The following is a 24564-nucleotide window of genomic DNA, read 5'->3' as shown; positions in this document are numbered from 1 at the left end:
TTTCTCTCCATTACTGACCTATGGCACAGAAAGCTGCCCAGTGGAAAGGGTGTTGAAATGGCTTGCTATTAGTTGGGATTCTTCTAAAGTGTAACTTTTGAGTTGGGTCTAAAGGTAGCTGTTTTTCTTGAATCCATTGCCACAATTTAGCTCCAGTGATATCCCTCAGCCAAAGTTGGGCTTGGTTAAGGGCGATCGCCACTGAAGTCTGATTTTGTAAATTTTCGTAAAACTTCGCCATTAAAAAGGCAGTTGATGAGTCACTTACTACCCATAGAGAATTGACGACAACAGAAGCACCCGCAATGAGAAAACCACTAGGTAAACCGATATACTCGTCGCTGAGGGATCTGAAGTCGGTTAACCCAGTTTCACAAGCAGATAGGGTAACAAGGCGACATTTGTTAAGGTTAAGGGTAAATAAATCTGCCAAGGTAAGGCATTTTTGTAAATCGATAACCTGATTGTCTTGGAGTTTCAGGTGAATGTAGTAGTTGGAATTGGGTTTGCATTCTTCAGGGACGTAGCAATCTGCTAATAGGAGGGCAGAGAGCAGAGGATTTACGATATTGAAGTAACCGTGGCAGGAAAAATGAATGCAGTTGGCAGTATGAAGAGATTTTCGCGATCGCTCATTCAACTCAAGATTAGCTTTCTTAGCATCGCTTTTAATCAGGATATGACGAGATTGAAAATATTTTTGGATAGCTTGCACTTCTAGGTTGGTATAACTGAGGTCTTCTGCGGGATTTTGGAGGGCAAAGAAGCGATTAAACTCAGAGCGAAGCCTTGCTTGTGCTTGTTGCAGTAATTGGGAGCATCTCACTTTTTAAAGTGGCTCAAACTGACAATAATCCATTGAGGTAAGCACAGCGATGGGCTAGGACTTGAGGCACATTTTCTCGTTTCCATTGTGCCCCGGAAATTTTTGTTCGACGGTCAACCTGTTTAACGGCAGATTCAACTGAACCTGAACCAATTGAACAAATTTCTTCAGCTTGATAATATTCGTAGTTGATAATGCGATTGCGATGCTTATCAAGATAACGGCAAAAGTTTTGTACTTGTTTGCCTTTACAATCTGTAAATAAGGCAATAGTAGCCTCAACTTGGCCTTTCCATAGTAGATTTTGTGCTTGTTTCAAGCGTTTTTGTGAACCCCCAACTTTGTGGAGGTTTTCTATTAAATGGAACCAATCAAGTATTTCTCGACGTTGTGCATCAGGTGCTAATTGGTCAATTATATTCCAAATGCCGTCATGTCCATCACCAATACAAGTGAGTGGGCTAGCCAGTGGTTGGTCATTAACCCAATCAATCACAATCTGATTATTCTGAAATGAAGTTCCCAAGATTCCGAGATGATGTAAGCTAATTGCTTTATAGCCAAGCCATGCACATATTTGACCTTTAGGAGTTCGGACACGGATGTTTCCACCATCGACGCTTAATTCTTCAATTGTCTGTTCTGGTGTTGGCAACTCAAAATTCTGGCGATGCACTAATCTCTGTTGACTGCTGTGAGAAACCTCTATGCCCGTAAAATACTTGATGTCTGATGCCGCATCTTCATAGCTGACATTCGCACTTACCCTCAAACAACAAGTTTCTAGATATGGACTCAGTTGAGTACTTGGTGCGACTTCTAATTCAATGGCTTGTTTGCTCGTTATTGCTAACTCTCCAAGAATGCTTTTGAGCCGTCGTTGGTATCCTGCGGTTGTCCCTGTAATCGTTTCGATAAAAAAACCCCTACTTCTGGCATAACATGCTTCTGCATTTGACTCCGCACTGCTTCTTCAATTGCTGCAAGATTTGTGAGCTTTTCTTTTGACGTATCTTCATACAATATTTTAGCAATCGCCTGAATATGTTTTTGAAGAGCTTGCTTTTGTTCTGGGGTCATCGGTAAGTAAATACACTCGTCTTACCTATCCTGACTGATTTTCGTCTTCTTTGCAAAAAACTGGGATGCTCCCCCCATAATTCTCTATGAGAAACTGTTTGCCCTTTTCCTCTCCCCAACCCAAAGCTTCAATCAATCGTTGTGACTCCATCATCAATTGATTGCGATCCAGTGCATGAGATGTATGCTTTGGTAAGTTATTGTTAGGCAATCCCTTTTTCCACCAATCGCTGATGGAATTATGCACAAGGGCAATTTCTTGAGCTATTGGTTTCTTGCCAATACAATAATCCTCCCAGTTGGGTGCGGTTGGCTTTTCGTATCCGCTACATACACAAGCATTGGAAGTTTGTCCCCCTTTCTCACGTTTCTCTGTTTTCAATGTGGGACAAAATACCCACATTGAATGCCAAAGTAAATTCTTTGGTTGGTGATGTTTGCCTTGGAAACTTGCGTAAGCTTGTTCGCAGGTTTCACGAAATGCCATTAATTGCTGATCGAACGAAACTTGAAACACTCCCCAAGCAGTTATTTGTACTAGTGCGATATGAAGAGGTTGATTTTGGGCATCGACGAAAATCACCATGTGCCGTTTAGCGAATTTGTAGGCGTTCTTGTCCAAACCATCACTTTTTCGCCAAACTCCAATCACCTTTCTATCGCTTCCGTATAGCAAAGGCGATCGCCCAATCACAAGTATTCGTGGTTGTCTATAGAGAGCGCCAGGAATGCCTATCTTTTCATCATTTTCGTCCAACTTGTTAGTGAGAACTTTATACTCTTTACCACCAACTAGTTCTTTATTTTCGTACCACCCTGCTAACTGTTGGTTTTCGTGAGCAATCCAAATGCCTGCGGGTGAAGGAATGCTTTTGGCTGCTGGGGTTTTTTCGTATGCTTTATGTACCGTAGAATCAAAGTCAAAAGCTGTCATAGTAGCTGCTGCCTTTCTTTAATGTTAGTTTTCACAAAAACTAAGCGAAGCTCTAATTCTGGGTGGCGCTGATTTTAAAACAGTGAGGGAAGAGAATTTTCTGACACCATTCTATTTACTACCAATACATTTCACTTTTGTCTTGGCGAAGCCGTTGACTACAGATATATGAAGTGCAGAGCCAATAAAACAGCGCTCTTGTTACTACAAAAGCGCTTTATAAAACAGTTATTGGATTAAGATTATCCTTGTGAATTAAACCTGACCAACAACTCTTCACGGGATAATTGAAGACATAGCGGAGTAAATTCTTGTGGCGTTAACTGCAACAAACTATCAACGACTCTCAACAGTTCTTCATCAACAGAACCAAACCGGAATCTCAACAAGTTTTCTACAACTTGACGGCGTTCAAGTTGTACTCCCTCTTGTACTCCTTGTTGCTTAGTGGTTTCTTCCCACTGCTGGTAAGCTTGCGACAAATTCATAATTAATTCCTGCTCATCTTCTGTTAAAGTTTCTTGCTGTTGAACTATAATGACCCGCAAATTAGTAATCAGTTTGAGAGTGTTTTGTCTTAATTGGTTGCTTTCGGGTAATGCCAGCAATTCATCAATGGCAGTACGTTGCGTTTCGCCTCTACCCAAAATCCTCAGCCATAATGTTTCCTCTTTTACTGGTAGCTTGTTAACCGCTACTATTGCTGCTCGAAAACATTTTTGGAAAAAGTAAACTCCAGTCGTCCAGTTTTCTAAGTCTAGTTTAACTTCTAAATCCTCCAACAGAGAGGCGGAAGCGCTAGGCGATATAATCCACAAACGAGCTAAACTATCTTCTGGTAAGCTGGTTTTCTCTCGCTTGGCTTTGCGTTGTGAGTCTGCAATCACGGTGAACAGTTTCAGGAAACAGTTGCGTACCTCTGACCTAGTTGGTTGATTGCGGAATGGTTCTAAGAGTGCCGTATTTAGTACAGCGATTCTACCCAATAATCCAAGATTTTGAGCTTGGGCAGTTGGTGTGCTTGTAAACAAAACGTCAACAAATCTGGCTTCATCAGTGACTTGTTTGTTAACTTCTACTCTACCTAAAGGAGACAACAACTCCTCTAATAATTCCTTAGAAAACTGATCGTAAGGCTTGCTACTCATGTTTTAAAGGCGAACTGTGTTTTATTTTACAAGGATTGAGAAAAGCTTGTGTGGTGGGTATGAGAACCCACCATTTCACTTACACTGCTATCAACTCCCGACTCAAAAGAGGCAGTTCAACCGGAGCCGTCACTCTAGATAGCGCCTCTACAGCCTCTTTGACGCTCCAATACTTCACGCCATTGCTACGCTGCCAATAGTATGTCTTGGTGTCATTTTCCCAGACTTCATCAGCGTTTCTAACCTTGAAGAGTATCCCCAAAAACTCACCATCTAGATAGACGTTGTGAGCCGTCTGGGTGTCAGTGCGTCCTACATAGGTCAATCGGTAGCCGTCCACTGGCGTACACAAGTCTTCTGCACGAGTACCACGATAAGAGCAGTTGCCGCAGCCGTGACCACCACAGTCTGGATAGATGGCAGCAGGCATATTCCATTTGAGTGGTGTAAAGTCCCATTGAGCCAGTGAGGTTAATATCCGAGGCTTTTGTGAGGTGTAGCAGCCAGCATAACCGATTACCTTGTCAGGATAGGGTTGGATACTTAACGATAACCAGTCACATTCACCCAACAAACCAATTTTGTCAGCAGCTTGTTTTAATTCCTCATCTAGTTGCTGATTGCGCTCTACTGAAGCAGAAAGACTCGCTTTAACTTCTGCAACAGCGCGTTTGAAAGATTGTTTGTGGTATCGAGCATAGCCGTGAGTCATTTTCACCCACACGATATCATCGCTGTTGATCCAGATAGTCACTACATCTTCGGGCTGGCACTCTTTTGAGTAGTCCGACTGATTCACGATGGTTGCAATGATTTGGCGATCCTGTGTGGTTAACGGATCTTTTGTTAGCGTAGGGGCTGAAAGTTGTGTCATCATTAGAAATACCTCTTAAATGGGTAAAAAGGCGATCGCCGTACCTGCTAAGTCTGCGATCGCCTTTTGTTTTGCGTGAACAACGTTGTGGTTTACCGCAACGCTCTCAAAAAGATTTGGCGTAGCCTCATATTTCTGAATTTCAGTTATTGTCTAGCAAGAATTCACAGCACAAGGCTCTAAAGAACCTATTGAGCGGCTGCCCTGATTGCAGTATGAGTGGATTTCTTGAGTGATCTTGAGTATCTCCCCCAGCCGACTTTACCTGGCGTACCTTGTGCTATGCGACGGGGGGTTCTTGTTTCTCAAATCTATGTTTTGTGTTAATCAAATTTGGGGTTGAGCGCTTCTTTGTTTTTCAAAAGAGGCATCGCGCTCGTCTCTTCTCTTATGATTACAATATTACTACGCTCACCAGTAGCTGTCAAGTATATTTTACTGGTGGGCGTAGTGGATATTTCTCTTAGCTGTTGTAATCTATGTTCCAAATAAGTGAAGTGATGTCCCCATCTAAAGCAGCACAGAGTTTCTCTAGAATTTCTGTACTAACAGTCATCTGAGTTGGTTTTTTTGGTTTGTTAATAAAGACGTGAGGAGTCTCTAGCTGCTGAATATAAGCCACAGAAACTCCCACAGCATCAGATAGCTTTTGTCTACTATATCCAGCTTTGTCTCTTAGCTCCCTGAGTTTTTGGGCATTTTCTTCATTCCACCTAAACGCAGCGATGGGTGTTACATCTACTGTGATATTCATTTTTACTTTAATTTTATTTTCACTGCGCTCGCCAGTTGACATGATAATATTATTAATATACTGGTGTCAACCATAAGGCTACACCAAGCAAGGGTGAAAGCGATCGCCCGCCGGGAAGCAATGCGATCACTTAGCTCAATTGATTTATTCACAACAAAGTGAACTAATTACAATGCTGACACACTTTTGACGTGATTCAGAAATTAACCAAATGCCCCAGTCTGGGCAGATAGGCAAATATGCGATACCCAAGGGCTATGTTAATGCTACCCAGATGCCTAAAGCTAACCCTAAACTTTTGTCAGACAAAATAATAAGTATTAAAAATGACTCTAATTTTATGGTTCCCAGCTAGAAGTCAGCGATCGCTACCTACATTGATATCCTTGCCCCTAATCAAACTCAAGCGAAAAAATTACCCGCCTGGAACCATCGTTTGGATCAGGCAGTAAACTTTTTGAGAATACTCACAATTCCGTGTAATACATGGATATTCCTGATTCATTCGATGTATTACCTGGTATATTCTTGTCCCTAATAATCTGTTTTACATAGCCAGACATACTTCGATTTCACATTCAAGCAGCATTCTCAACAGCTTTCAGGTAACATCAGTTAGTTTTACTCTTCAAGTAATGATAACAATTCTCATAATGAGAATTGCTGTGTTGCCTTTGATTGCTGTTGCGCGAATCCAAAATCAGTGATCCATAAAAATGTCAATTTGTCAAATTTGAATTTGATATTGCAGCAATTCCAAATTCAAATTTTGACAACGGGTACAGTTTACATTGAGGATAAAAGAGTATCTCTTCAAGGGCATCAAGATGGAGCCGATGACACTGAGTTTTGGGGTAATGTTAGGATTTTTTCAAAGAGCGATACCTACGGCGAGCTTCGCTAACGCTGAAATTAAAGACCCAAGGCTTGCTAGTAATGCGACACGCTACAGCATCAAAGATACTGTGCTGGGTGCTTTTTCAGTATTTTTCATGCAGTATGAGTCGTTTTTGGAACATCAGCGTCAAATGCACAGCCGTCATGGGCAAGATAATGCCCAAAACTTGTTTGGCTTGACACAAATTCCGACCACACCTCAAATTCGGAATATTCTGGACGAAGTTACAGCCAAGGGATTATTTCGGGTGTTCATCTGGATTTACCAGTCATTGCACAGGGATGGGTACTTAAAGCCCTATCACTGTCTGGGTGGACATCTGTTGGTGACGTTAGACGGCACTCAGTATTTTAGTTCTCAGACTATTCACTGTGAGTGTTGTTCGAGTCGCACTCATAAAAACGGTAGTATTACTTACTTTCATAGCGCAATTCTGCCTGTAATTGTAGCACCAGGTCAGCCCCAGGTGATTTCCTTAGCCCCTGAGTTCATCACCCCTCAAGATGGGTCTGGAAAACAAGATTCGGAAGTGGCAGCGGCCAAACGATGGATAAATAACTATGCCTCAGAATTCAAAAATCAACCCATCACGCTTTTAGGGGATGACCTCTATAGTCGTCAACCAATGGTTGAACATTGCTTGGATTCTGGGATGAATTTCATCTTCACTTGCCTGCCCGAATCTCATACTGCCCTTTATGATTGGTTAAACTATCTGGAGAACATTGGAGAGGTCAAGACCTTAGAAACATTCCAATGGCACAAACGCTCGAAAGAAATTTACCGCTATCGCTACGTCAATCACCTTCCCTTGAGAGATACCCAACCCGCCTTGGGAGTCAATTGGTGCGAACTCACGCTCACTCGTCAGTCCGATGGCAAAGTTCTTTACCAAAATGCCTTCGTCACTTGCCATGAGCTGACAGATAAGACTGTTCAGTCGGTGGTTAGCGCGGGTAGAAGTCGCTGGAAGACCGAAAATGAAAACCACAATGTTCTCAAAACCAAGGGCTATCATCTAGAACACAATTTTGGACACGGGCAACACCATTTGGCCTGCTTCCTGCTCACCCTCAATCTCTTGTCCTTTCTCTTCCACACCGTTTTGCACTTGGTTGACAAACCCGTGCCTTCAAATCCGCTTGCAGCGCGGCACTCGTCAAGGATTATTTCAAGATATCCTCAGCCTCACCAAGTATTTCCTGTTTGACAGCTGGCAGAATTTAATTGACTTCATGCTCAACGACTCACCACTCTCTCCGGCGACTAATTCCTCTTAAATTTTTGAATTTGGAATTGCTGTTGATATTGTGTGAATATGTGGTTTTGTGCGCTGACGATACCGCCACATCACAAACCCAGTGATGAATAGAATTAACGGTGCAAGCCCTACGAACACGTAGAGAATGCGCGTAGGTAAGCCACCAAAAGTACCATAGTGGAGTGGGTCAAAAGAGTTGAGGATGCGATCACCTAACGATGGCTTCAATGCATTGTCTAATCGCAATACCTTACCGCTATACTGGTCGAGGTAGACATAGCTGCTGCCACCGTCTTCTATTTCTTGCGGAAACTTGTAGCGAATCATCAAAGCGCTATCTGGTTTTTGAGCAAAATAAACGCTTCTGAGTTCTGCACTGGGTAATTGAGCTTGAGCAGTTTTCAATTGCTCGGTAAGCTTCAAAGAAGACTGACCGGGGATAAGTTGAGAAACAGCTTCCTGCTTGAAACTAAAGGTGATTGTCCGAATCACAGGCTCACTAAACTCACTAAAATTCCAGCAAAAACCTGTGAAAAATGTGAAAAGAAGAAACACACCTGCAATTACACCAGCAACTTTGTGAATATCAAAGTTCACTCGCTTAGGATGAGCATCAAGCTTGATTTTAAAGCCTGCTAGTAACTTCCTCCAACCAGGCCAGAGAAATATTCCTGTAATCGTTAAAATGCACACCAGTAAACCAACGGTGCCAACAATTTTGTATCCAATGTCGCCTGCTAGCAGACTGTAGTGGAGTGCATAAATAACCTTGTAAAAGCGGTCTATAGAGTTGGAATTGAGACTATTACCGAGAACTGCTCCTGTATAAGGATCAACGTAATTTTCAATCCAATCATTTTCCTTGGTTGCATAGATGACATTGAATGGTGCATCTGGTTTTGTTGGCACATAAATTCGGTTGAGCTTGGCATCGGGTTGGTTGGTATAGCTCTTTTTGACTGTATTCAGAACGACCTGAATCGGCAACATTTCCCCTTGAGGCGTAATCGTTCCGATCTGGTTATGCCGTTGAAAATCACTAATTTCGGATTGGAAGACCAGCAAGCTACCAGTTAAACCAATAATAATCGCAATCAGTCCCACAGCTAACCCGATGTAGCGATGTAAACCAAAGATAACTTTATATACCGTTTTAGATGTCATAGTGGATACTCCTACCGTACCAATTAAAACGAATATGAAATCGTACCTTGTACAATAAAGGGTGCGCCTGGAATAACCTGAGTTCGACCTTGTGACCCCTCAAAATACCTAATGTCAGAGAGGTTCTTGAAATTGAGTCCAATTCGGAAATTATCTTTTTGGTAGTACAGTGCTGCATCCAGGCGAGTATAACCAGGAACCACAAAGGAATTAGCTAAATCTCCCGCCCTCTCACCGACAAAAAATGCTCCAAACCCAACCCCTAACCCTTTCAAACTACCTGTTTGCAGAGTGTAGGTTGTCCATAAACTGCCACTATTGCGCGGCACATTATTGAGCTGATTGCCGATCGCGAATGTGTTGTCTTTGGTAATTTCTGCATTGGTGTTAGCATAGGATGCGATCAGCTTCCAACCAGGAAGAATTTCACCTGCGACATCAAACTCAACACCTCGACTACGCTGTTCACCGACTTAAATCGAATAGCCAGGATTATCTAAATCGTCGGTGAGGATATTTTTCAGCCTTGTATCATAGTAAGCCAGCGTTGAAGATAACCGACTATTAAGCAAGTCTGTTTTGACTCCAACTTCATAGCCTGTACCACGTTGGGGATCAAAGGGTTGATTACTGATACTTCTACCGCTGTTAGGGGTAAAAGACTGACTGTAGCTGCTGTAGAGTGAGACTTCTTTAATCGGTTGATATACAATACCTATACGTGGGGTAAATGCATCTGCGTTGTCGGGCGTATTTGCAACATCATTGGAAGTGGATTCATAGTGATAGGTATCAAATCTTCCACCTAGTAGCAGTTTGAGGTTATTCAGCAAGGTAATTTGATCTTGCAGGTAAATATCAAAAGTCTCAGTGATATCATTACCAGTTCTCAAGGGATCAAACTCACCAAAAGTAAAGTTGTAGCTGGGGTTAAAAACATCAATGAATCCTGCCGAACGACTTGTCCCAGAAAAGAAACTCTTCTCTCGCGTGAGTTCTAAACCCAGCAATACCGTATGTTGAATTGCTCCAGTTTTGATTTTGGCAGTCAGGTCATTTTGCCAGGAGTAGGTTTCATAGTATTGATTGCCAATAGAATCGCCCAAGCCAAAGGTGCGATCGTCTTTTGTATCATCAAAGATTTGTAGAGTGGCACCGGGACCGCTCTCAGTACTTGCCGTATAGCGAAACACAGACTTGAGCGAGAGATTGGAATTAAAGCGATGATCGAGGTAAAGGGCTACCAGGGTTTGGGTAAATTGTTCCTGCTTGGTCGGGTCGCCTAGATAGCGACCCAGGGGAATATTAGGAACTTTATTGTCACTCAGTACCACCAGTCCCCGATCAATTGGTCGTGCATCTCGCAGATACGATACATCTAGGTTTAATGACGTATTTTCACTTAGCTTATAGGTAAAAGATGGTGCAAAGAAGAATCGCTCAGTCTGTACGCGATCGCGAAAACTCCCTGCATCTTCGTAGGCAATGTTCAAACGATACGCTAATGTTTTCTCGTCGTTGAGTGGACCTGTAAAGTCTAAGGTTGGACGGTAGAAACTATAGCTTCCGGCTGTAAAATTCAATTCGTAGAAAGGATTAAACAGTGGTTTTTTGGTGACTAGATTGATAATTCCTGATGGGTCTACCCGTCCATACAGAATGGATGCAGGTCCCTTCAAGATTTCGATGCGATCAATGTTTGCACTCTCCTCTTGGGTTCGCGTGAAATCTTCACCGCGAAACCCATTCAGGAAGGTCTCAGTACCAAAGCCCCGAACGGTAAAACTCTCTCGACGGCTGCCAAATGAACTGGCATAAGTGACACCACTGACATTACGCACTACATCTCTGACGCTGATTGCACCCTGATCGCGGATCACCTGTTGAGGAATCACCTGAATTGAAGCGGGAATGTCCCGGAGGGGTGTATCTGTTTTGGTAGCAGTTGCCGCGTCTGGCGCATTATATCCTGTGTCCTGATCACCTGTGACTACCAACTCAATTGGCTCATCAGTAGAAGCTGAGGGTTTTTCCGGCTGATTTTCTGGTGTCGGCTTGTCTTGTGTTGGTGGTTGTGACGTTGGTGGTTGCTGTGCAGTAGATGCAGATGGTGTTAAACCAAAAATCAATCCCTGATCGGAGTCAAATAATTCTGCTTGCGGTACACCTGCACTTCCCGTCACCGTCACGCGGCTAATATTCCCATCAAGCTGAGTTACTGTTACTGATGTAATTCCGCTGATCGGGTTATCGTTGCGATACTCTTTTTGGTCATTAGGTAAAATTAGCTTGCTATTAGGAATCTCTATAATTAAGTTATTTGCCTCTGTACGGCTAGTTGGTTGTAACCGATCGCCCTGTTTGGTTTCTAGAATCACTTCTATTCCCAAGTCAGTTTTACTCAACCGGATACCTGTCACTTGGATGGGGGATGTTGTTTGCGGTGGAGACTGCGATAATAGTTGACTTGCATGAGTTATTGGCCATTTTATCTGACGTAAGCTACGAATTTCTCGGTTTTTTGTCAGATTCTCGCTTTGACTCATCTCCTGTGCCAATACAGTCTGTACAAAAAACACCGACACCAAAGTAGCCACCAACAACGGCAGTTGCAAATTCCACATATTTTCCTCACACCAAGATAATTGAGTTAGTTAGGAACAGGGCAAATATTTTTGCCTATTAATTGAGAAAATTTTTTAATAGCTATTGAGAGTATAATACAGGAATTAGGTGATAACATTGCATTTGAAATCAAACGTTTTTTGGGGAACAGAACGCTCAAAAGCAATTACAGCAAAGCTAATGGCAATCCGGTACTCTAAAATTCTATTGAAATCGTGCCTAACACAGTCAACGGTGCTTGAGGAACGAGGTAGTACCCCTGAGTGTCGTAATATTTGAGATCAAAGATATTCTTAAAATTGAGCGCAGCCCGCCAATTATCATGTTTGTAGGAAATGGCAGCATCAGTTCTCAGAGAAGAAGGAACAGTAAATGGATCGCTCTGGTTGGCAATGCGATCGCCGACAAAAAAGATGCCTCCTCCAAACTGTAACCCTTTCAAACTACCCTTTTGAATCTCATAGGTTGTCCATAAAGAAGCACCGTGGTAGGCAGTATTTTCCAGTCTGCGTCCTACTGGAATGGTGTTATCCTTGCTCACAAATGCATCATTCAAATACCCAGAAGCGATAATCTTCCAACCGGGTAAAATTTCCCCTGCCACATCCAGTTCAATTCCTCGACTTTTGACTTCTCCCACCGCGATGGAGAAGTCGGTATTGTTGGGATCTGTGGTGGGTATGTTTGTTTTAGTGATGTTGTATGATGCTAGCGTTGCAGAAAGCCGTCGATCAAAAAACTCAGATTTTATACCAACTTCGTACTGTGTACCGCGAGAAGGTTCCAGTGATATCCCATTGGCGGTTCTAGAATTGTTGGGAACAAAAGAACTGCTGTAACTGGCATAAAGCGAAATCGGTTCAATGGGTTGATAGACTAATCCCACACGGGGCGAAAAAGCACTGTCGTAAAAATTAGAGTTAGTGGTGTCTGCATCTCCGATTTTTGCACTATTATCGCTAAAAACAAAATCGTATCTGCCACCGACCAATAACTTCAGATTAGATAGTAGAGTTACCTGGTCTTGCAAATAAACACCAGTTGTGGAGATCCTCGTACCGAATACACGTAGCACCACTGGCCCTGTCGGACGGGCACCATAGACGGGATTGAAAATATCGATTGGCGCGATATCACCACCAAAGAAGTTAGGATTAATGTCTGTATTGCGACGCAACTCGAAACCCAATAGGAGTTGATGGGCAATTGAACCTGTGTTGAACTTACCAATTAAATCAGTTTGCCAGGAGTAGTCTTCATTTCTGCGATTGCGATTTACGATGTTGCTACGCGGTGCAGTACGACCATCTGCCTCAAGATCGCCATCGGCTTGAGTATAAACATTGTTGTCAAACGACGATTGCACAGATAAAGAACTTCGCAATTGTAAATTCTCACTGAAGCGATGATCTACTGTTGCGGTTCCCTGTTGGTAATCTATACTTAAAAAACTGTCAGGCTCTCCTAAGAAACGACTGATAGGAAGAGTCAGGAACACAGGACCCGGCGGCAAACCACGATCAAATGTTCCACGTCGTCTGCCATATTCGTATTCAAAATTCAGGGTTGTGTTTTCGCTGGGCTTATAAGTGATCACAGGTGACACAGAGAAAATCTCCTGATGATAGAAATCTCGGAAACTGCCAGAATTTTCGTAGGCAACATTTAAGCGATAGAGTAATTTTTTGTCGTCAGTGAGTGGACCGGAAAGGTCTATAGCACCACGATAAAAACTGAAGCTGCCTACGGTCAAATCTGCTGCGTAGTAGGGACTACCCAAGGGCTGCTTGGTGACAAAATTGATGACACCACCAGGCTCAACCTGTCCGTATAGTACAGAGGAAGGACCTTTGAGAACTTCAACTCTTTCTACGTTGGCACCATAGGTGAAAAAGTTGCTGGTTGTGAAGCCATTTCTCAGAAGGTTGGAGTTGGTGAATCCTCGAATTGTGTAGTCATCAGAAAAACCACCGTAGCCTGATAAGGGTGATACTCCAGACACATTGCGGGTAGCATCGGAAATCCGCGTGATTTGCTGATCTTTAATCACCTGTTGCGGAATCACTTGAATTGACTGAGGAATGTCACGCAGGGGCGTGTCGGTTCGGGTGGCAGTTGATGAATCGGGTACATTGTATCCATCTTGCTCACCCGTCACCACCAACTCAATTGGTTCATCACCAGAAGCTGATGGTTGAGTTGGCTGTGTTTGAGTTGGCGGTTGACTAGCTTGGGGCTGTTGTGTTTGCGGTAGTTGCTGTGATGGCGTGGCAGATAAGGCACTAGCAACAGAGAAAATTATCCCCTCATCCGGACTATCAAACAACTCCACAACTGGCTGATTCACTTCACCTGTGACTCTCACCCTGATAGTATTGGCATCAAAGTTAGTCACCGTGATTTCACTAACACCTGCTATCGGTTTATCTGAGCGAAAAGTAAAGGCATCGCCCGACGGTAGGCGCAGTTGGGCATTCGGAATATCACTGATAAAATTATTGCCACTAGAGCGATTTACTAGCTGCAACTGTTGCCCCTTAGAAGTCTGTAAAATTACCTCCACACCTTTATCGGTGGGGTTTGCTTTGACTGCTGTAACTTGGACAACTTCTGATGGGGGTGTTGGCGACTGCACTAATAACATTCGAGCGCTAGTAAAAACGGGTTCTAGCTCACTTAATTGCGTAATTTTCCTATTTGCATGAGTTGCTGTCAAATTTATCTGGTGTAAGCTCGGGTTTTCTTGGTTGTCTGTCAAATTCTGGCTACGACTAATTTCCTCTGCCAATACAGTCTGTGCAAAAAACACCGACACCAAAGTAGCCGCCAACAATGGCAGTTGCAAATTCCACATATTTCTTCACACCAAAATAAATTGAGCTAATTAGCAATAGAGCAAATATTTTTGCTCATTAGTCGAGAAGATTTCTCAACTTGCTATTGCTAGTACAATACAGGTTTTATGTGAAAAAAATGACCCGAAAACGGAATTTTTTTGCACGATAATCGGAGTTTTTGAGTAGATCGATCTAGTAATAGTGTCTAAATATTTTTTTGTATTTGATACGCTTTGGGATTTATACCGTATTTTTTTTTAAATGCAGTAGCAAAATGACTGCGGTTTGCATAACCAACAATTTGAGCAATTTGTTCAATTTTCATTTGCCCTGACAGCAGTAATTGCCTGGCTTGTTCCATGCGATAGTCGTGTAAGTAACCAAACACTGTAGTCCCAAAAATTTGACGGAACCCGCGTTTGAGAGTGTATTCGTTGATACCCACTTGTCGAGCTAGATCGATTAATGAAGGTGGATTACCGATATTTCTTAGTAAAATGTCTCTAGCGTGATGGATGCGATCAATTTCTTGAAGTCGTAACAGTTTTTCTGTTGGCGCTGCTACTTGATCTGCTAGCTTGAGGGAAACCAATTCTAGCACTTTGCTTTCTAAATACATTTTGCGCGTTAGTCCCTGATAAGGACAATGAAGAATTTGCTGGAGCGCGATTTGTTTGGCTGGGGTAATCAGGCTAGGACGTAGATTAAAATAATCTGGTACACCTGCGATCGCTTTTTCCAAATCTTGCGGTAGTGGTTCCCCATAACTTTCTACCAATGTCAAGAGCGTTTCTGGCTGAATGCACAAACTCACCCACCTGAGATTACCTGCTCCATTAACGCTCTTATTCGACTGTGGATAGACACCGCCAAAAATATAGTCTTCTCCTGACTTTAGTGGTTGTCCATCAAAATTTTGTCCATCCCCAGCTAAAATAAATCCAAATTCTAAACTGTTTTGGTGATAAGCATGAGTGATCCACTTGATTGACTGCGGCAAATGGGTTTCAAGAATTTCGATGATCATGCCTTCACGAAGACAAATCCAGCGATAATAGCCTTTGCCCATTTCTTTAGGATATCTATTAAGATAATCTTCTGGATGGGTTGGATCGACTAAAAGTTGTTGATTTGCTGCTTTTCTTAAATCCCAAAAATCATAAAACGTGAAATTAATTGTCATAGTGTCTTATACCATGCAATGGTGTACTTGCTTGCCGTAAGCGATCGCTGTTGATTTAGATATATTACATCTGTGCGATGGCTCCGTCCGCCGCAGGCATCGCACAGCAAACTGGAGTATTAGTAGCATCGGAACAGAAAACCGGGTTGGGGTACAGCCGGGATACGCCGTATCCCGGCTGTACCCCACTTTGAACAACTGGAGGTAACTATCAAGATATTGGCATGGATTATTATGAGCAACGTTACCAAGAACGAGTTATCAATAACCTCCAAAAAAAGGCTCTAGCTTTAGGTTTTGAGCTTGTTCCTCAGCCCGAAGCAAATACGGTTTCTTAGGAGAGGGATACAGTACTTCCTGCGGCTATGAGGTACATCCTCAAAGCTGAAAGCTATGATAGGAGAGGGGCAAGAGGAAAATCGTATTTCATAATAGCCGGAAGCGCTCTATTTATCAAATTACAGGTCAACAATGAAACTACCGGGAGCAATGCGATTTTGTGAGGTACAAAAAATAGGTAATATAAATTACCCAAATTCTTAGTGATCGCTACTTAGAAAAGGCAAAAACAGGGAACTTCGACCTCGGTTTATTGGGAATAAGCCCTGGTAATTGAGAGATAAAATCCGATCTCACAAAATCGCATTGCTCCCGAAACTACCAGGCAGTTATAAAATTGTGAATGGTGAAAGAGTTAGTGTAGTAGATTATACTTTGATTATTTTTTCACAAATAGATTGGTCATCGGTTTAACTCCTTTAGTCGTGTCATTAGCAGAGTTTAAGTATTCATAGATGCCAAAAGCATCTTCAGTAGTTCGGAGCAATGAGTAGTGATTATAAGGTGTGTGATCTACAATGCCCCGTGAGGCGTGATTATTAATCACAATCGTCGCAATGTGACCGCCGCCAAAGTTAGCGCTGCTATCAGGGTCGAAACCACAGCAACCTTGAATTAGAGCTTTGTCATGAGGATTACTATCTTCATCCCAAGTAATAATAATTGCATTATTGCCAGACTCAGCCCACAACTTAGAAGTGGTGATTTGATTCACAACTTTTCCAATCATCGTGTCGCCGGTTTGAATCAGTTTTTGCAATTGGGGACACTCTGCTAAACCGTGCATTTCATGACATTGGTTGAAGATGATGTGGCTGTAGTTGGGAACTTTATTACTTTTCAGGTCGGTAGTAAGTTGGTCAATCCCGACTATTTTACTGGGTAAGTTCGGGTCATCTTGCACGTTTTTGAAGTTCATAAAACCATTATGTTTAACCGCATATAATGCACGATTGAGACTGGGAGCGACAACGGACTTAGAGCCTGGAGAAGGAATATCTTCAAAATACCCTTTCCAAGTCAGCCCCTTTTGTGACAATTGGTCGATTAAACTAAAAGAGGTAATGGTATGGTTGGCATAGTCAACTTGACGAGAGTTGTGGCAAAATTGCTGATTACTATTAGCAAAGCAATAGAAAGCATCATCATCATGAATACCAAAAGTACTACCGCTTAAAATGGCAACATAGTTAGCTTCGCTGGGATGTACTTCGCCATAGAAGTTACTAGCCAAACCATAGGTTTTTGCCAGTTGATTGATGATGGGTGCATTGAGATTGCCAATAATTTGGTCGTAGGATTTATTTTCTTCAACAATCACAAAGATATGGTCATATTTAGGGATGGCTTTGTCGTCTGGTGTCGGAGTTGAAACTACTGCTGGTGTATTTTCAACTACTTGCGGTGGGTTAGTAACTGATTGACTAGATTTTTGTGAGTTGGATAAGCAACTATTGAGTGTGAAGCTCAAGCTCAATAAGCAAATATGATGAAGAGTTGTTTGAAATCTAGGGTGTAATAACATAGATACTGAGTATAAATGTTAAGTATATGTCGAATGATTTGTCGGATCAATAGAAAAAGAATGGCCAACTACCGAAATACCGATTCGCTCTAAGCACAGGAATTACTAGAAATTGATGTGGTATTTAACACATCAATTTCTTCATTTGTTTTTTTATTCCTCGTACTCCCTGCGCTCTTTATCTATTCGGTATTTTTCTATTTGCAAGTCCCTACAGTTAAATGGTAATGTCTGAGTTCTATCAATCTGAACACCTTGCAGTCGTTCAGGATTTAAACCTAGAACCTGTAATGTAGTTGGTGCAATTTGTGTGGTAGAAACGGTTTGACTGATAGTTTTACCTTGGAGATTGTGGAAAAATCCAGTGCTACCAACAATTAGGGCTACGTGGGTGTCAGCATCAGTAAATCCACCATGCTCTGCACGCTTTTTGGTAGCTTTACCAAAGAAATAGCCAGTTTTGAGTGGAACAATAATGTCAGGGGTGCGTTCGTTTGTCCTTGGATCTCCCAATCCGGCATTGATGATGCTCTGACCATACAATACCTTTCCCTGAGCCGCAGCATCCTCAGTTGAAAACGCCACCCCAGTATTTGGATCAATCGTATTATCAAATGAGTAATTTTTGGATTTCAGCAGGGCTACTGCTTTTCGGACATCAGATGGATTTTTCAAGAAGATCAGCGATGAAGTATCCTGACCTCGCTCAGAAGCAATTTGGATGCCGTTTCTTACTAACAGAGCAGCAACAGCAGTCAGGTTTCCATCGCCACCAGCAGCACCAGTAACACTATCAAATGTACTGCTCAAACCAACAGTTGGATCTTTGACGGGATTTTGCCCGTGCTTGGCAGTCAAAATCACCAAAGTTGAACTGTCTAATCCTTTCTTTTTCAGTTCATCCAGAATCAGACCGATGCTGGCATCAGTGTGAACTACTGCACTTACCAGGTCAGGACGGGCATTTCCATTAGAGTCAATTCCGCCACCATTAAATTGAGAGGCTGTCTCTTTCTCGCCGACGCTCACAGCTTGGAAATTCAAGCCAAAAATTGCCGGAGTGCCTACTTTTATCGTACCAGAATCGTTCAATCCATCAATCTCGTTTAATATCTGCTTAACCTTGAGATCGTCGTAGGCTGAGGTTGTTGCTACACTTGTGAACTGGTTGGGACTAAAACCAGCAGGTGGAGCCTTAAACAGAGCCGGATTACCTTTTGTCCCGTCGTTAAAGAAAGTGGACGTGATTTGAGAGTTGGTGTTGGAGTAAGGAGTACCTGTTGATTGATCGACTAAAGCTCCAAGGGTGCTTGGGAGAAGTCCTGGCTTCGTTGGATCAATTGCCACTGCCGCGTTAATTTCTAGTGAAGAGTAATCGCTAATGCTGCCAACCTGACCCGTTGCCAAATTAAACTTCGTTGGGTCTTGTGTATTTCCAGCGAGGATGGTGTAAGCTGCGGGATGTTTGTCAGACCAAGCAGTACGTAGTCCCGCCGCACTAGCTATGTCAAAAATGGTATTTACTTTCAGGTACTGGTTGGGGTAAACAGGGTTGCCATTGCGATTGACTGGCAATTGGGTTTTATCAAATCCCTGACCGCCATCCAAGGTGCCACCTTTACCATTATTCCAAGATGCATCACTAGTTTCATCAAATTCTACTACTGTTCCTGGTTTGGCGGTTCCTGCGCCGATTTGAGCAGGAGTGGTACCTGGGGCATACAAAGCGCGACTGTAGGAAAGATCATAAAATACACCAGTCGTGCCGGGGTTAGCACCAGTAATATAGTTTAGCTCCCCAGGAAAGGAATCTGATGGTGCAGAAGTGAAAGCATTGGTATATGTCACACCTTCTCTCTGCAACCGCTTGATATTTTTCAAAGAAGATTGCAGATTAGCAACTGATAGATCGGAGTTGTGCAATCCATCAATCGAAATAATCAGAACATGACTAAAGCGGGCAGTTGTATTTCCGAGACTGATTGCTTGGACACCAGGAATCAGGGTGTTGCTAACAATCGCCGTCGTTAACACCCCAAAAAGCGTTTTCTTCATTGTGTGTAACTAAATTGGAAAAATGGCTTGTAATTTCAAAAATCTGCAAAAATTCTGAATTCAAGGGTTACTTCTTTTGGCAATGGCTCTCGCCTAGCATTTATCAAAGACTCCAAGAATCAACCCATTGAGAGCATTGAAGAGACAGAGCGAAATATATTCACAGATATTGATTACAAATATGCGCGGGTATTAAATGCTTGCAGTGGGTTTTACGTGATTTTGCTGATTATTGGTCAGCACAAATTTGATTAAATCAATAACAACGTAAGCAATGCAAGTAGACTGAATCTTGCTTTACCAAGTCTTTATAATTACTTCAGATGTAGCAAAAATAAATTCAGGACTATTTTACCCCGTTTTAGCAATCATCCAGATGAACAATAATTGTTAATCCCGCTTTTTATAAGGCTTTCAGAGTTATAGAATTTCAAATTTCGGTAATAGTTTTCTACCTGAGTTTTTAAATTTTCAGTAAAGTTAAGGTTTTGTTAATGTTTAAGTAATGTGATAATGCAGACACCAATGGCATTGTTGCACGAATCGGAAAGTGAAAAATTTTGGGGGAAATGGCCAATACTTTTCGGATAAACCCAATAATCTCTCTTTTGGTCTGGAGAAAGTTTACTGGGTTTTGGGGAAAGGGAAATTCAAACCCTTTCACCAAAAATCTGAAAAGTATTGGAATCACTCGCTTCTCTGCGGTAGGGAATATTAGGGCAATTCAAGTCTCCCGAATTGGGTGGAATGTAAATATCCGGTAAGACGGATCGCACTGTTGCACTTGCGGCGATCGCTTCGTTGTAGGCTAGTATTTTTCTTACCCCGCCGAAAATACCAAGGCATCACGGGCTGTGATTGATTCCAAAAGCCCAGTTTCTTACTTTTTTGTAGGGTGACAAATTAAATGGCATTGAGACAAATTCCTGTCATCAAGCTAACGCTTACCTGCTTTATCCACCAACATATCTTTGCTGATGCTCATAGACGTTTAAAAATGCTCCCTAATACTGCTTAATTGAAATAAAATTGCCTTTTACGTATTTCTAATTAATGATATTTTAGGCTTGATTTGATTCAAGTCAGGTTTTGGAATGCGAGCATTTTATAAACAGAGCATTTTGATTTTAGTACCAATAAAAAGATAGTAACTATTTTAACTTATAACTGCGGCTTTATACTTAATTCCTCTCCGCACCTAAATTTTGATTGATGATGGTAAGGATTCAGGTCTAAATCTGAGCAATTAAAGAAGGAGTCTGCATAGCAGGGCTAATAGCAGGGTTAACCATCGCTTTGATAGCTTGAGCAAAAAACTCAGTCACAGAACGTCCTTGACGACGACAAGTTTGAATAAGCGTCAATAAATTGGCAGTATCTTGAAACCGCTCCATAGAACGGGAACCGCCACTAACTTTTCTTTTTGTGACCGCTAAACGTAACGTTCGTTCGGCTAAATCATTATCAGAGGGTATCTCCGGGTGGTCTAAAAAATACCACCATTGATGAGCTTTATTCCGCAAGGAGCGTAGCAGTTTACCAGCTTCACCTCCAGCTTTATCAATCCAGGAATGAATTGAAGATTCAACTTTGGTTTTAAATTCGGATGCCCAAATCAAGAATTCATCAAGGTTGTGAGTTTGTTGGAAGAGAGCGTAGTTTTTAAAACCCTCATCTATCAGGTTGACAAATATTGTCCCAATTTCTTGGTTATTTAAGCCGGGAAGTTGAATCAGTTTTTTGAAGTGACGGCGTAAATGTGCCTGACATTTCTGTTGAGCTTTGACTGGATAACCGTTATAGGCACTAAAGTCATCGGAACTGAGTACACCCTCATAGCTCCAACCCAAGATAGATTCTAATTCGGCACGAGAACGAGTATCAGCCGCATGAAATAAAGCGAAATCTATATTTGCAAAAATCCACAACCATTCCTTTACACCTTTGACTACCCAAGGTGTTTCATCTGCATGGATATTTGGTTGGGTTTGTTTTATCCACTCTTTAAGATTGTCAATACTTTCAGCCACTGCACTATTTATTCGTTCAGTTGTGGCTACTAAAGTTCCGACTCCAATTTGTATTTCACCTAGTTCCCACAACAATTCTTGTTGTTTTTCATAGGGTAAATGCCCGTAATTATTTATCCATCCCAAAAAAGCTTGCAGTCTAATTCCTATATAGAACCCATTTGACATCTAAGAAGAGGCTGCAAGCCTCTGAAGCATTAGCCGAATGAAACAAAGATTAACCTTGGCAGTTGCATTATCTAGAGTTCTCTCAAAGTTCTTAACGAGAATTTTGCATCTCTCAATCCAAGCATTTGACCGTTCAATTACCCACCTCGCGGCAACCGGAACAAACCCAGATTTCCCTAATTCTTTGTTTTGTTGTTTTGATGGTTTTGCCGAAAGTTCAAACCTGATTTTCGTCATCATTTGGGGATAAACTTTTTCTAGCTCCTCCCTCAAATACTCAGGGTGATAACCGTGGTCTAGCAGAATGGTGATTTTGGGAATATTGACGGGTTTTGACTGGAAATAATCAATGTTTTTAGTCAACATCTCAATCAAACCCCTATCATCAGATACATTTGCTTTAGTGCAATGAGTAAAGAAGGGAAACCCCAGGGTATCAACGGCTAGATGTCTTTTAATGCCATTTGTCGAGAAAGTAGAAACAATACCCTTTCGATGTAATACTCGCATTACAGGTGTTTTTCACCGCTTGAGAGTCGATAATTATCAGCGTCGTCCACTTAGCTTTTTTTTTACCTGTTCACGCACTCGTCCATGTAAAACTCTCATCAATTCTTCTATCACTCCTTTGGCCCGCCACTGCTTGTAATGCCAATATACAGTCGAGTAGGGGGGCAAGTCCTTGGGTAAGTCTTCCCAATTGCAGCCATTCTTTAGTTGATAGAAGATGCCATCTAAGAGTTCTCTTTTTGTCCAGTTGGCGGGTCTAGTCTGTTTCTTAGCAGGCAATATAGTCGGCAGTAGGGGTTCGAGAATTTCCCATTCTTCGTCTGTTAGGCTGCTAGAGTACGGCATGGCTGCTGGATATGGCTTTTGCCGTCACTCTACTTCAATACAGTAAAAGATGTCAAATGGGTTCTATATTGTCCCGGTACCATCTCTAAAGACCATTGTGCTGCTTGTGTTTCGCCACACTCGTTGCAAATACAGGTATATCTTTGGTATTCTACTATCTCGATTGGCCTGTTCACCAACTGTGCTACCTGTTGTGTTTCGATTTTAATTGGTTCTGTACAGAATTCCTTGTGACCACAACAGCTACACACTTGCGGTCTTAATATCTCAAATCTATCTACTCGACCAAACCCAATTCTGGTTTTTCCGGGATGCCCTGATTGTCCTCCTGGTTTCCGTTTTGGTGTCTCGCTTTCAACTGATTGATCTTGTTGTTTGTTCTCGGTTTTTTGAGGATGTCTCCCGATGGTGGTTTTGATGATGTTGTGCTGTCTAAATCTCTGCTGATTTTAAGTTTCTCTATTACAGATTCTAATTCTATTACTTTGCACTTCAACTGCTCTATAGCGATCGCCAGCGAAGATGATAATCTCTACCAGCTGCTCTGTCGCCAACTGTTTTAAGGTTTCACTGTCTAGTTTTGGTGGCAGGTCTTTTTCCATAATTGCTATATTCTGCTTCCAGTATCACACTTGTCAATACCCCGCCACCTGAATCCTTACCTTCCCTGGGACATATTCATACCGTTTCCACAGGTATTGAACCCTCGTAAATTGGCTAAGGTATTGTCAAAATATATTCCTTTTACAATTATTTTTCGGATATTACCAAACTTCGATTGTATTGGGAGCAGTGCCTCAAAGTCAGCTGCTAACAATTAGGTGGATAAATGAATGGCACGCTTGTTTTCACCAAATTCATAAGGTATGAGGATCTCTAGGATGTGAGGGGGTAGGGGATATTGGTCAAAAAATAATAACTAAATACGAAGTTGTTGAATCATCTCTTTTCAAAAACCTCCTTTGTTTTTACTAGATCGTCAACGGCGTGGCTTCTCTCAAGCAATACAACACTACCTTGATGCTGAATTTTTTCCCAATATTCATTAGAAATCCATTTCATAATTATTTCTAGTAACCAGGTAAATTTTATCCCTCGGTTTAGTCGGTGTAACTCTTTCCATGCAGATACAGATTTTGCAACTTTCCAATTATAGTGTTGAAAAAATTCTGCCCCTTGCTGAGGAGCAAATAACAAAGTTTTATTTCCATTCGCAAAATATTGGTCGAAAATTTTTCGAGCGTAAACTTGATCGTAGTGCTTCAACGCTAACGATGATTCCAATTCAAATAGCCACCAATTCAGATGAGATTGCTCATAAATATCGGTTGCAAGTAATGCTACTTGGGTTTCGTGTAGATATGATAGCAAACCTTCTGTGATCACTAGAGCTTGTCTTGCTACAAGATTAATCTCTGAGAAAAAAGTCTTTCTCAATGCCAGGTTGGTAATATCGAGTTTGACACGCTCAAGCCAACACAAAGGTTGCTGGTTTTTAAGTAATTGTTCTTTGTAAGCAATGATTTCCGGCAAGTCAACTTCAATCCAACGAAGCGATGCACAAAGAGGTAATCGATAGGGTCGAGTATCTAACCCCGCAGCCAGATTGATTACAGTGTCAATCTTTTTTGACTTAACTAACTGTAAAATAAAGTTATCAATAACATAGGTGCGGATGGCGATCGCATTTGTAATTTTGTCTTTCTCCCCTATAACTTCAACAAACATTTCACCTTTTCCACCAGCTAACACACGCGCTAATGGGTCTTTAAATAGTGCATCTGCGCGTTCGCTTTCCAATGCGCGATACATTGCCACTAGATACGCAGTTTCCGCAAGATTTATCATCGAATAAAGTATTATTTTTAATTCTGGCTACACTATACAAAGATTGCAAATGTCAAACCCTAAAATTTTAGGTAATATTATAAACTGCACTTTAATATAAAACTATAGTAACAGCACCTAGTATCATTTTTGTAGAATTTTTCATTATATTCACTCCTCT

The 24564-nt window shown here is 41.8% G+C and carries 19 protein-coding genes and 2 pseudogenes; 3 read left to right on the top strand and 18 right to left on the bottom strand.

Annotated elements, in window-relative coordinates; all coding sequences use genetic code 11:
• Positions 1-10 precede the first annotated feature (10 nt).
• The 5 genes from FBB35_RS18830 to FBB35_RS18810 all read right to left on the bottom strand — a co-directional run bounded on the left by FBB35_RS18830 (position 11) and on the right by FBB35_RS18810 (position 4865).
• Positions 11-826 carry a CHAT domain-containing protein gene (locus FBB35_RS18830; RefSeq protein WP_174710914.1) on the bottom strand — a complete coding sequence of 272 codons (816 nt, stop codon included), beginning with the start codon at positions 824-826 and terminating at the stop codon, positions 11-13.
• A 13-nt stretch (positions 827-839) separates the two neighbouring features.
• Positions 840-1906, bottom strand: a protein-coding gene (locus FBB35_RS18825) for an ISKra4 family transposase (protein WP_174708235.1) whose coding sequence is annotated in 2 segments (ribosomal slippage) — positions 840-1750 and positions 1750-1906 — 1068 coding nt in all. Because the reading frame shifts where the segments join, the coding sequence is not laid out codon by codon here.
• 25 nt (positions 1907-1931) lie between these two features.
• A complete protein-coding gene (locus tag FBB35_RS18820; RefSeq protein WP_174710913.1) occupies positions 1932-2840 on the bottom strand; it encodes a DUF5895 domain-containing protein in 909 nt (302 codons plus the stop codon).
• Between the two features lie 242 nt (positions 2841-3082).
• On the bottom strand, positions 3083-3988 hold the full coding sequence (locus FBB35_RS18815; RefSeq protein WP_174710912.1) for a hypothetical protein: 906 nt from the start codon (positions 3986-3988) through the stop codon (positions 3083-3085).
• Positions 3989-4067: 79 nt separating this feature from the next.
• The gene (locus FBB35_RS18810; RefSeq protein ID WP_174710911.1) at positions 4068-4865 is read right to left on the bottom strand and encodes a hypothetical protein; all 798 of its coding nucleotides are present in this window, start codon (positions 4863-4865) and stop codon (positions 4068-4070) included.
• On the opposite strand from FBB35_RS18810, the gene FBB35_RS35525 reads away from it, so the two are divergent.
• On the top strand, positions 4856-4987 hold the full coding sequence (locus tag FBB35_RS35525) for a hypothetical protein (protein ID WP_302480917.1): 132 nt from the start codon (positions 4856-4858) through the stop codon (positions 4985-4987). The genes FBB35_RS18810 and FBB35_RS35525 overlap by 10 nt on opposite strands.
• A gap of 338 nt (positions 4988-5325) precedes the next feature.
• Here FBB35_RS35525 and FBB35_RS18805 read toward each other — a convergent pair whose 3' ends face one another.
• On the bottom strand, positions 5326-5658 hold the full coding sequence (locus FBB35_RS18805) for a helix-turn-helix domain-containing protein (RefSeq protein ID WP_163937968.1): 333 nt from the start codon (positions 5656-5658) through the stop codon (positions 5326-5328).
• Between the two features lie 284 nt (positions 5659-5942).
• On the opposite strand from FBB35_RS18805, the gene FBB35_RS35520 reads away from it, so the two are divergent.
• Together FBB35_RS35520 and FBB35_RS18800 are read left to right on the top strand one after the other, a co-directional pair.
• Entirely contained in the window at positions 5943-6068 is a 126-nt protein-coding gene (locus tag FBB35_RS35520; protein ID WP_302480916.1) for a hypothetical protein, read from the top strand.
• A 384-nt stretch (positions 6069-6452) separates the two neighbouring features.
• A complete protein-coding gene (locus FBB35_RS18800) occupies positions 6453-7724 on the top strand; it encodes an ISNCY family transposase (protein WP_254625616.1) in 1272 nt (423 codons plus the stop codon).
• Positions 7725-7790: 66 nt separating this feature from the next.
• Here FBB35_RS18800 and FBB35_RS18795 read toward each other — a convergent pair whose 3' ends face one another.
• The 12 genes and pseudogenes from FBB35_RS18795 to FBB35_RS18740 form a co-directional block, all read right to left on the bottom strand.
• Entirely contained in the window at positions 7791-8939 is a 1149-nt protein-coding gene (locus FBB35_RS18795) for a PepSY domain-containing protein (protein ID WP_174710910.1), read from the bottom strand.
• Positions 8940-8962: 23 nt separating this feature from the next.
• Positions 8963-11485: pseudogene (locus FBB35_RS18785) on the bottom strand (TonB-dependent siderophore receptor).
• A 275-nt stretch (positions 11486-11760) separates the two neighbouring features.
• Positions 11761-14418 (bottom strand): TonB-dependent siderophore receptor, encoded by a 2658-nt coding sequence (locus tag FBB35_RS18780; RefSeq protein WP_254625615.1) that lies wholly within the window; start codon positions 14416-14418, stop codon positions 11761-11763.
• A gap of 188 nt (positions 14419-14606) precedes the next feature.
• Complete coding sequence (locus FBB35_RS18775; RefSeq protein WP_174710908.1) at positions 14607-15584, bottom strand: helix-turn-helix transcriptional regulator; 978 nt, start codon at positions 15582-15584, stop codon at positions 14607-14609.
• Positions 15585-16302: 718 nt separating this feature from the next.
• On the bottom strand, positions 16303-17448 hold the full coding sequence (locus FBB35_RS18770) for an alkaline phosphatase family protein (protein ID WP_174710907.1): 1146 nt from the start codon (positions 17446-17448) through the stop codon (positions 16303-16305).
• Between the two features lie 153 nt (positions 17449-17601).
• Positions 17602-19503, bottom strand: a complete 1902-nt coding sequence (locus tag FBB35_RS18765; RefSeq protein WP_254625614.1) for an alkaline phosphatase family protein — start codon at positions 19501-19503, stop codon at positions 17602-17604.
• Positions 19504-20217: 714 nt separating this feature from the next.
• On the bottom strand, positions 20218-20349 hold the full coding sequence (locus FBB35_RS35515) for a hypothetical protein (RefSeq protein ID WP_302480915.1): 132 nt from the start codon (positions 20347-20349) through the stop codon (positions 20218-20220).
• A gap of 386 nt (positions 20350-20735) precedes the next feature.
• A pseudogene (locus FBB35_RS18760) lies at positions 20736-21683 on the bottom strand (IS66 family transposase); the annotation flags it as partial.
• A gap of 18 nt (positions 21684-21701) precedes the next feature.
• A complete protein-coding gene (locus FBB35_RS18755) occupies positions 21702-22211 on the bottom strand; it encodes a transposase (protein WP_254625599.1) in 510 nt (169 codons plus the stop codon).
• Positions 22212-22247: 36 nt separating this feature from the next.
• Positions 22248-22556 (bottom strand): transposase, encoded by a 309-nt coding sequence (locus tag FBB35_RS18750; protein WP_174710258.1) that lies wholly within the window; start codon positions 22554-22556, stop codon positions 22248-22250.
• A 449-nt stretch (positions 22557-23005) separates the two neighbouring features.
• Positions 23006-23158, bottom strand: a complete 153-nt coding sequence (locus FBB35_RS18745) for a hypothetical protein (RefSeq protein WP_174710906.1) — start codon at positions 23156-23158, stop codon at positions 23006-23008.
• Between the two features lie 337 nt (positions 23159-23495).
• The gene (locus tag FBB35_RS18740; protein ID WP_174710905.1) at positions 23496-24404 is read right to left on the bottom strand and encodes an SAM-dependent methyltransferase; all 909 of its coding nucleotides are present in this window, start codon (positions 24402-24404) and stop codon (positions 23496-23498) included.
• Between the last annotated feature and the right edge of the window lie 160 nt (positions 24405-24564).

Source organism: Nostoc sp. TCL240-02, from assembly GCF_013343235.1.
Lineage (GTDB): Bacteria > Cyanobacteriota > Cyanobacteriia > Cyanobacteriales > Nostocaceae > Nostoc.
The sequence above is the reverse complement of the archived record's forward strand: the minus strand, read 5'-3'. Positions and strand labels throughout refer to the sequence as shown.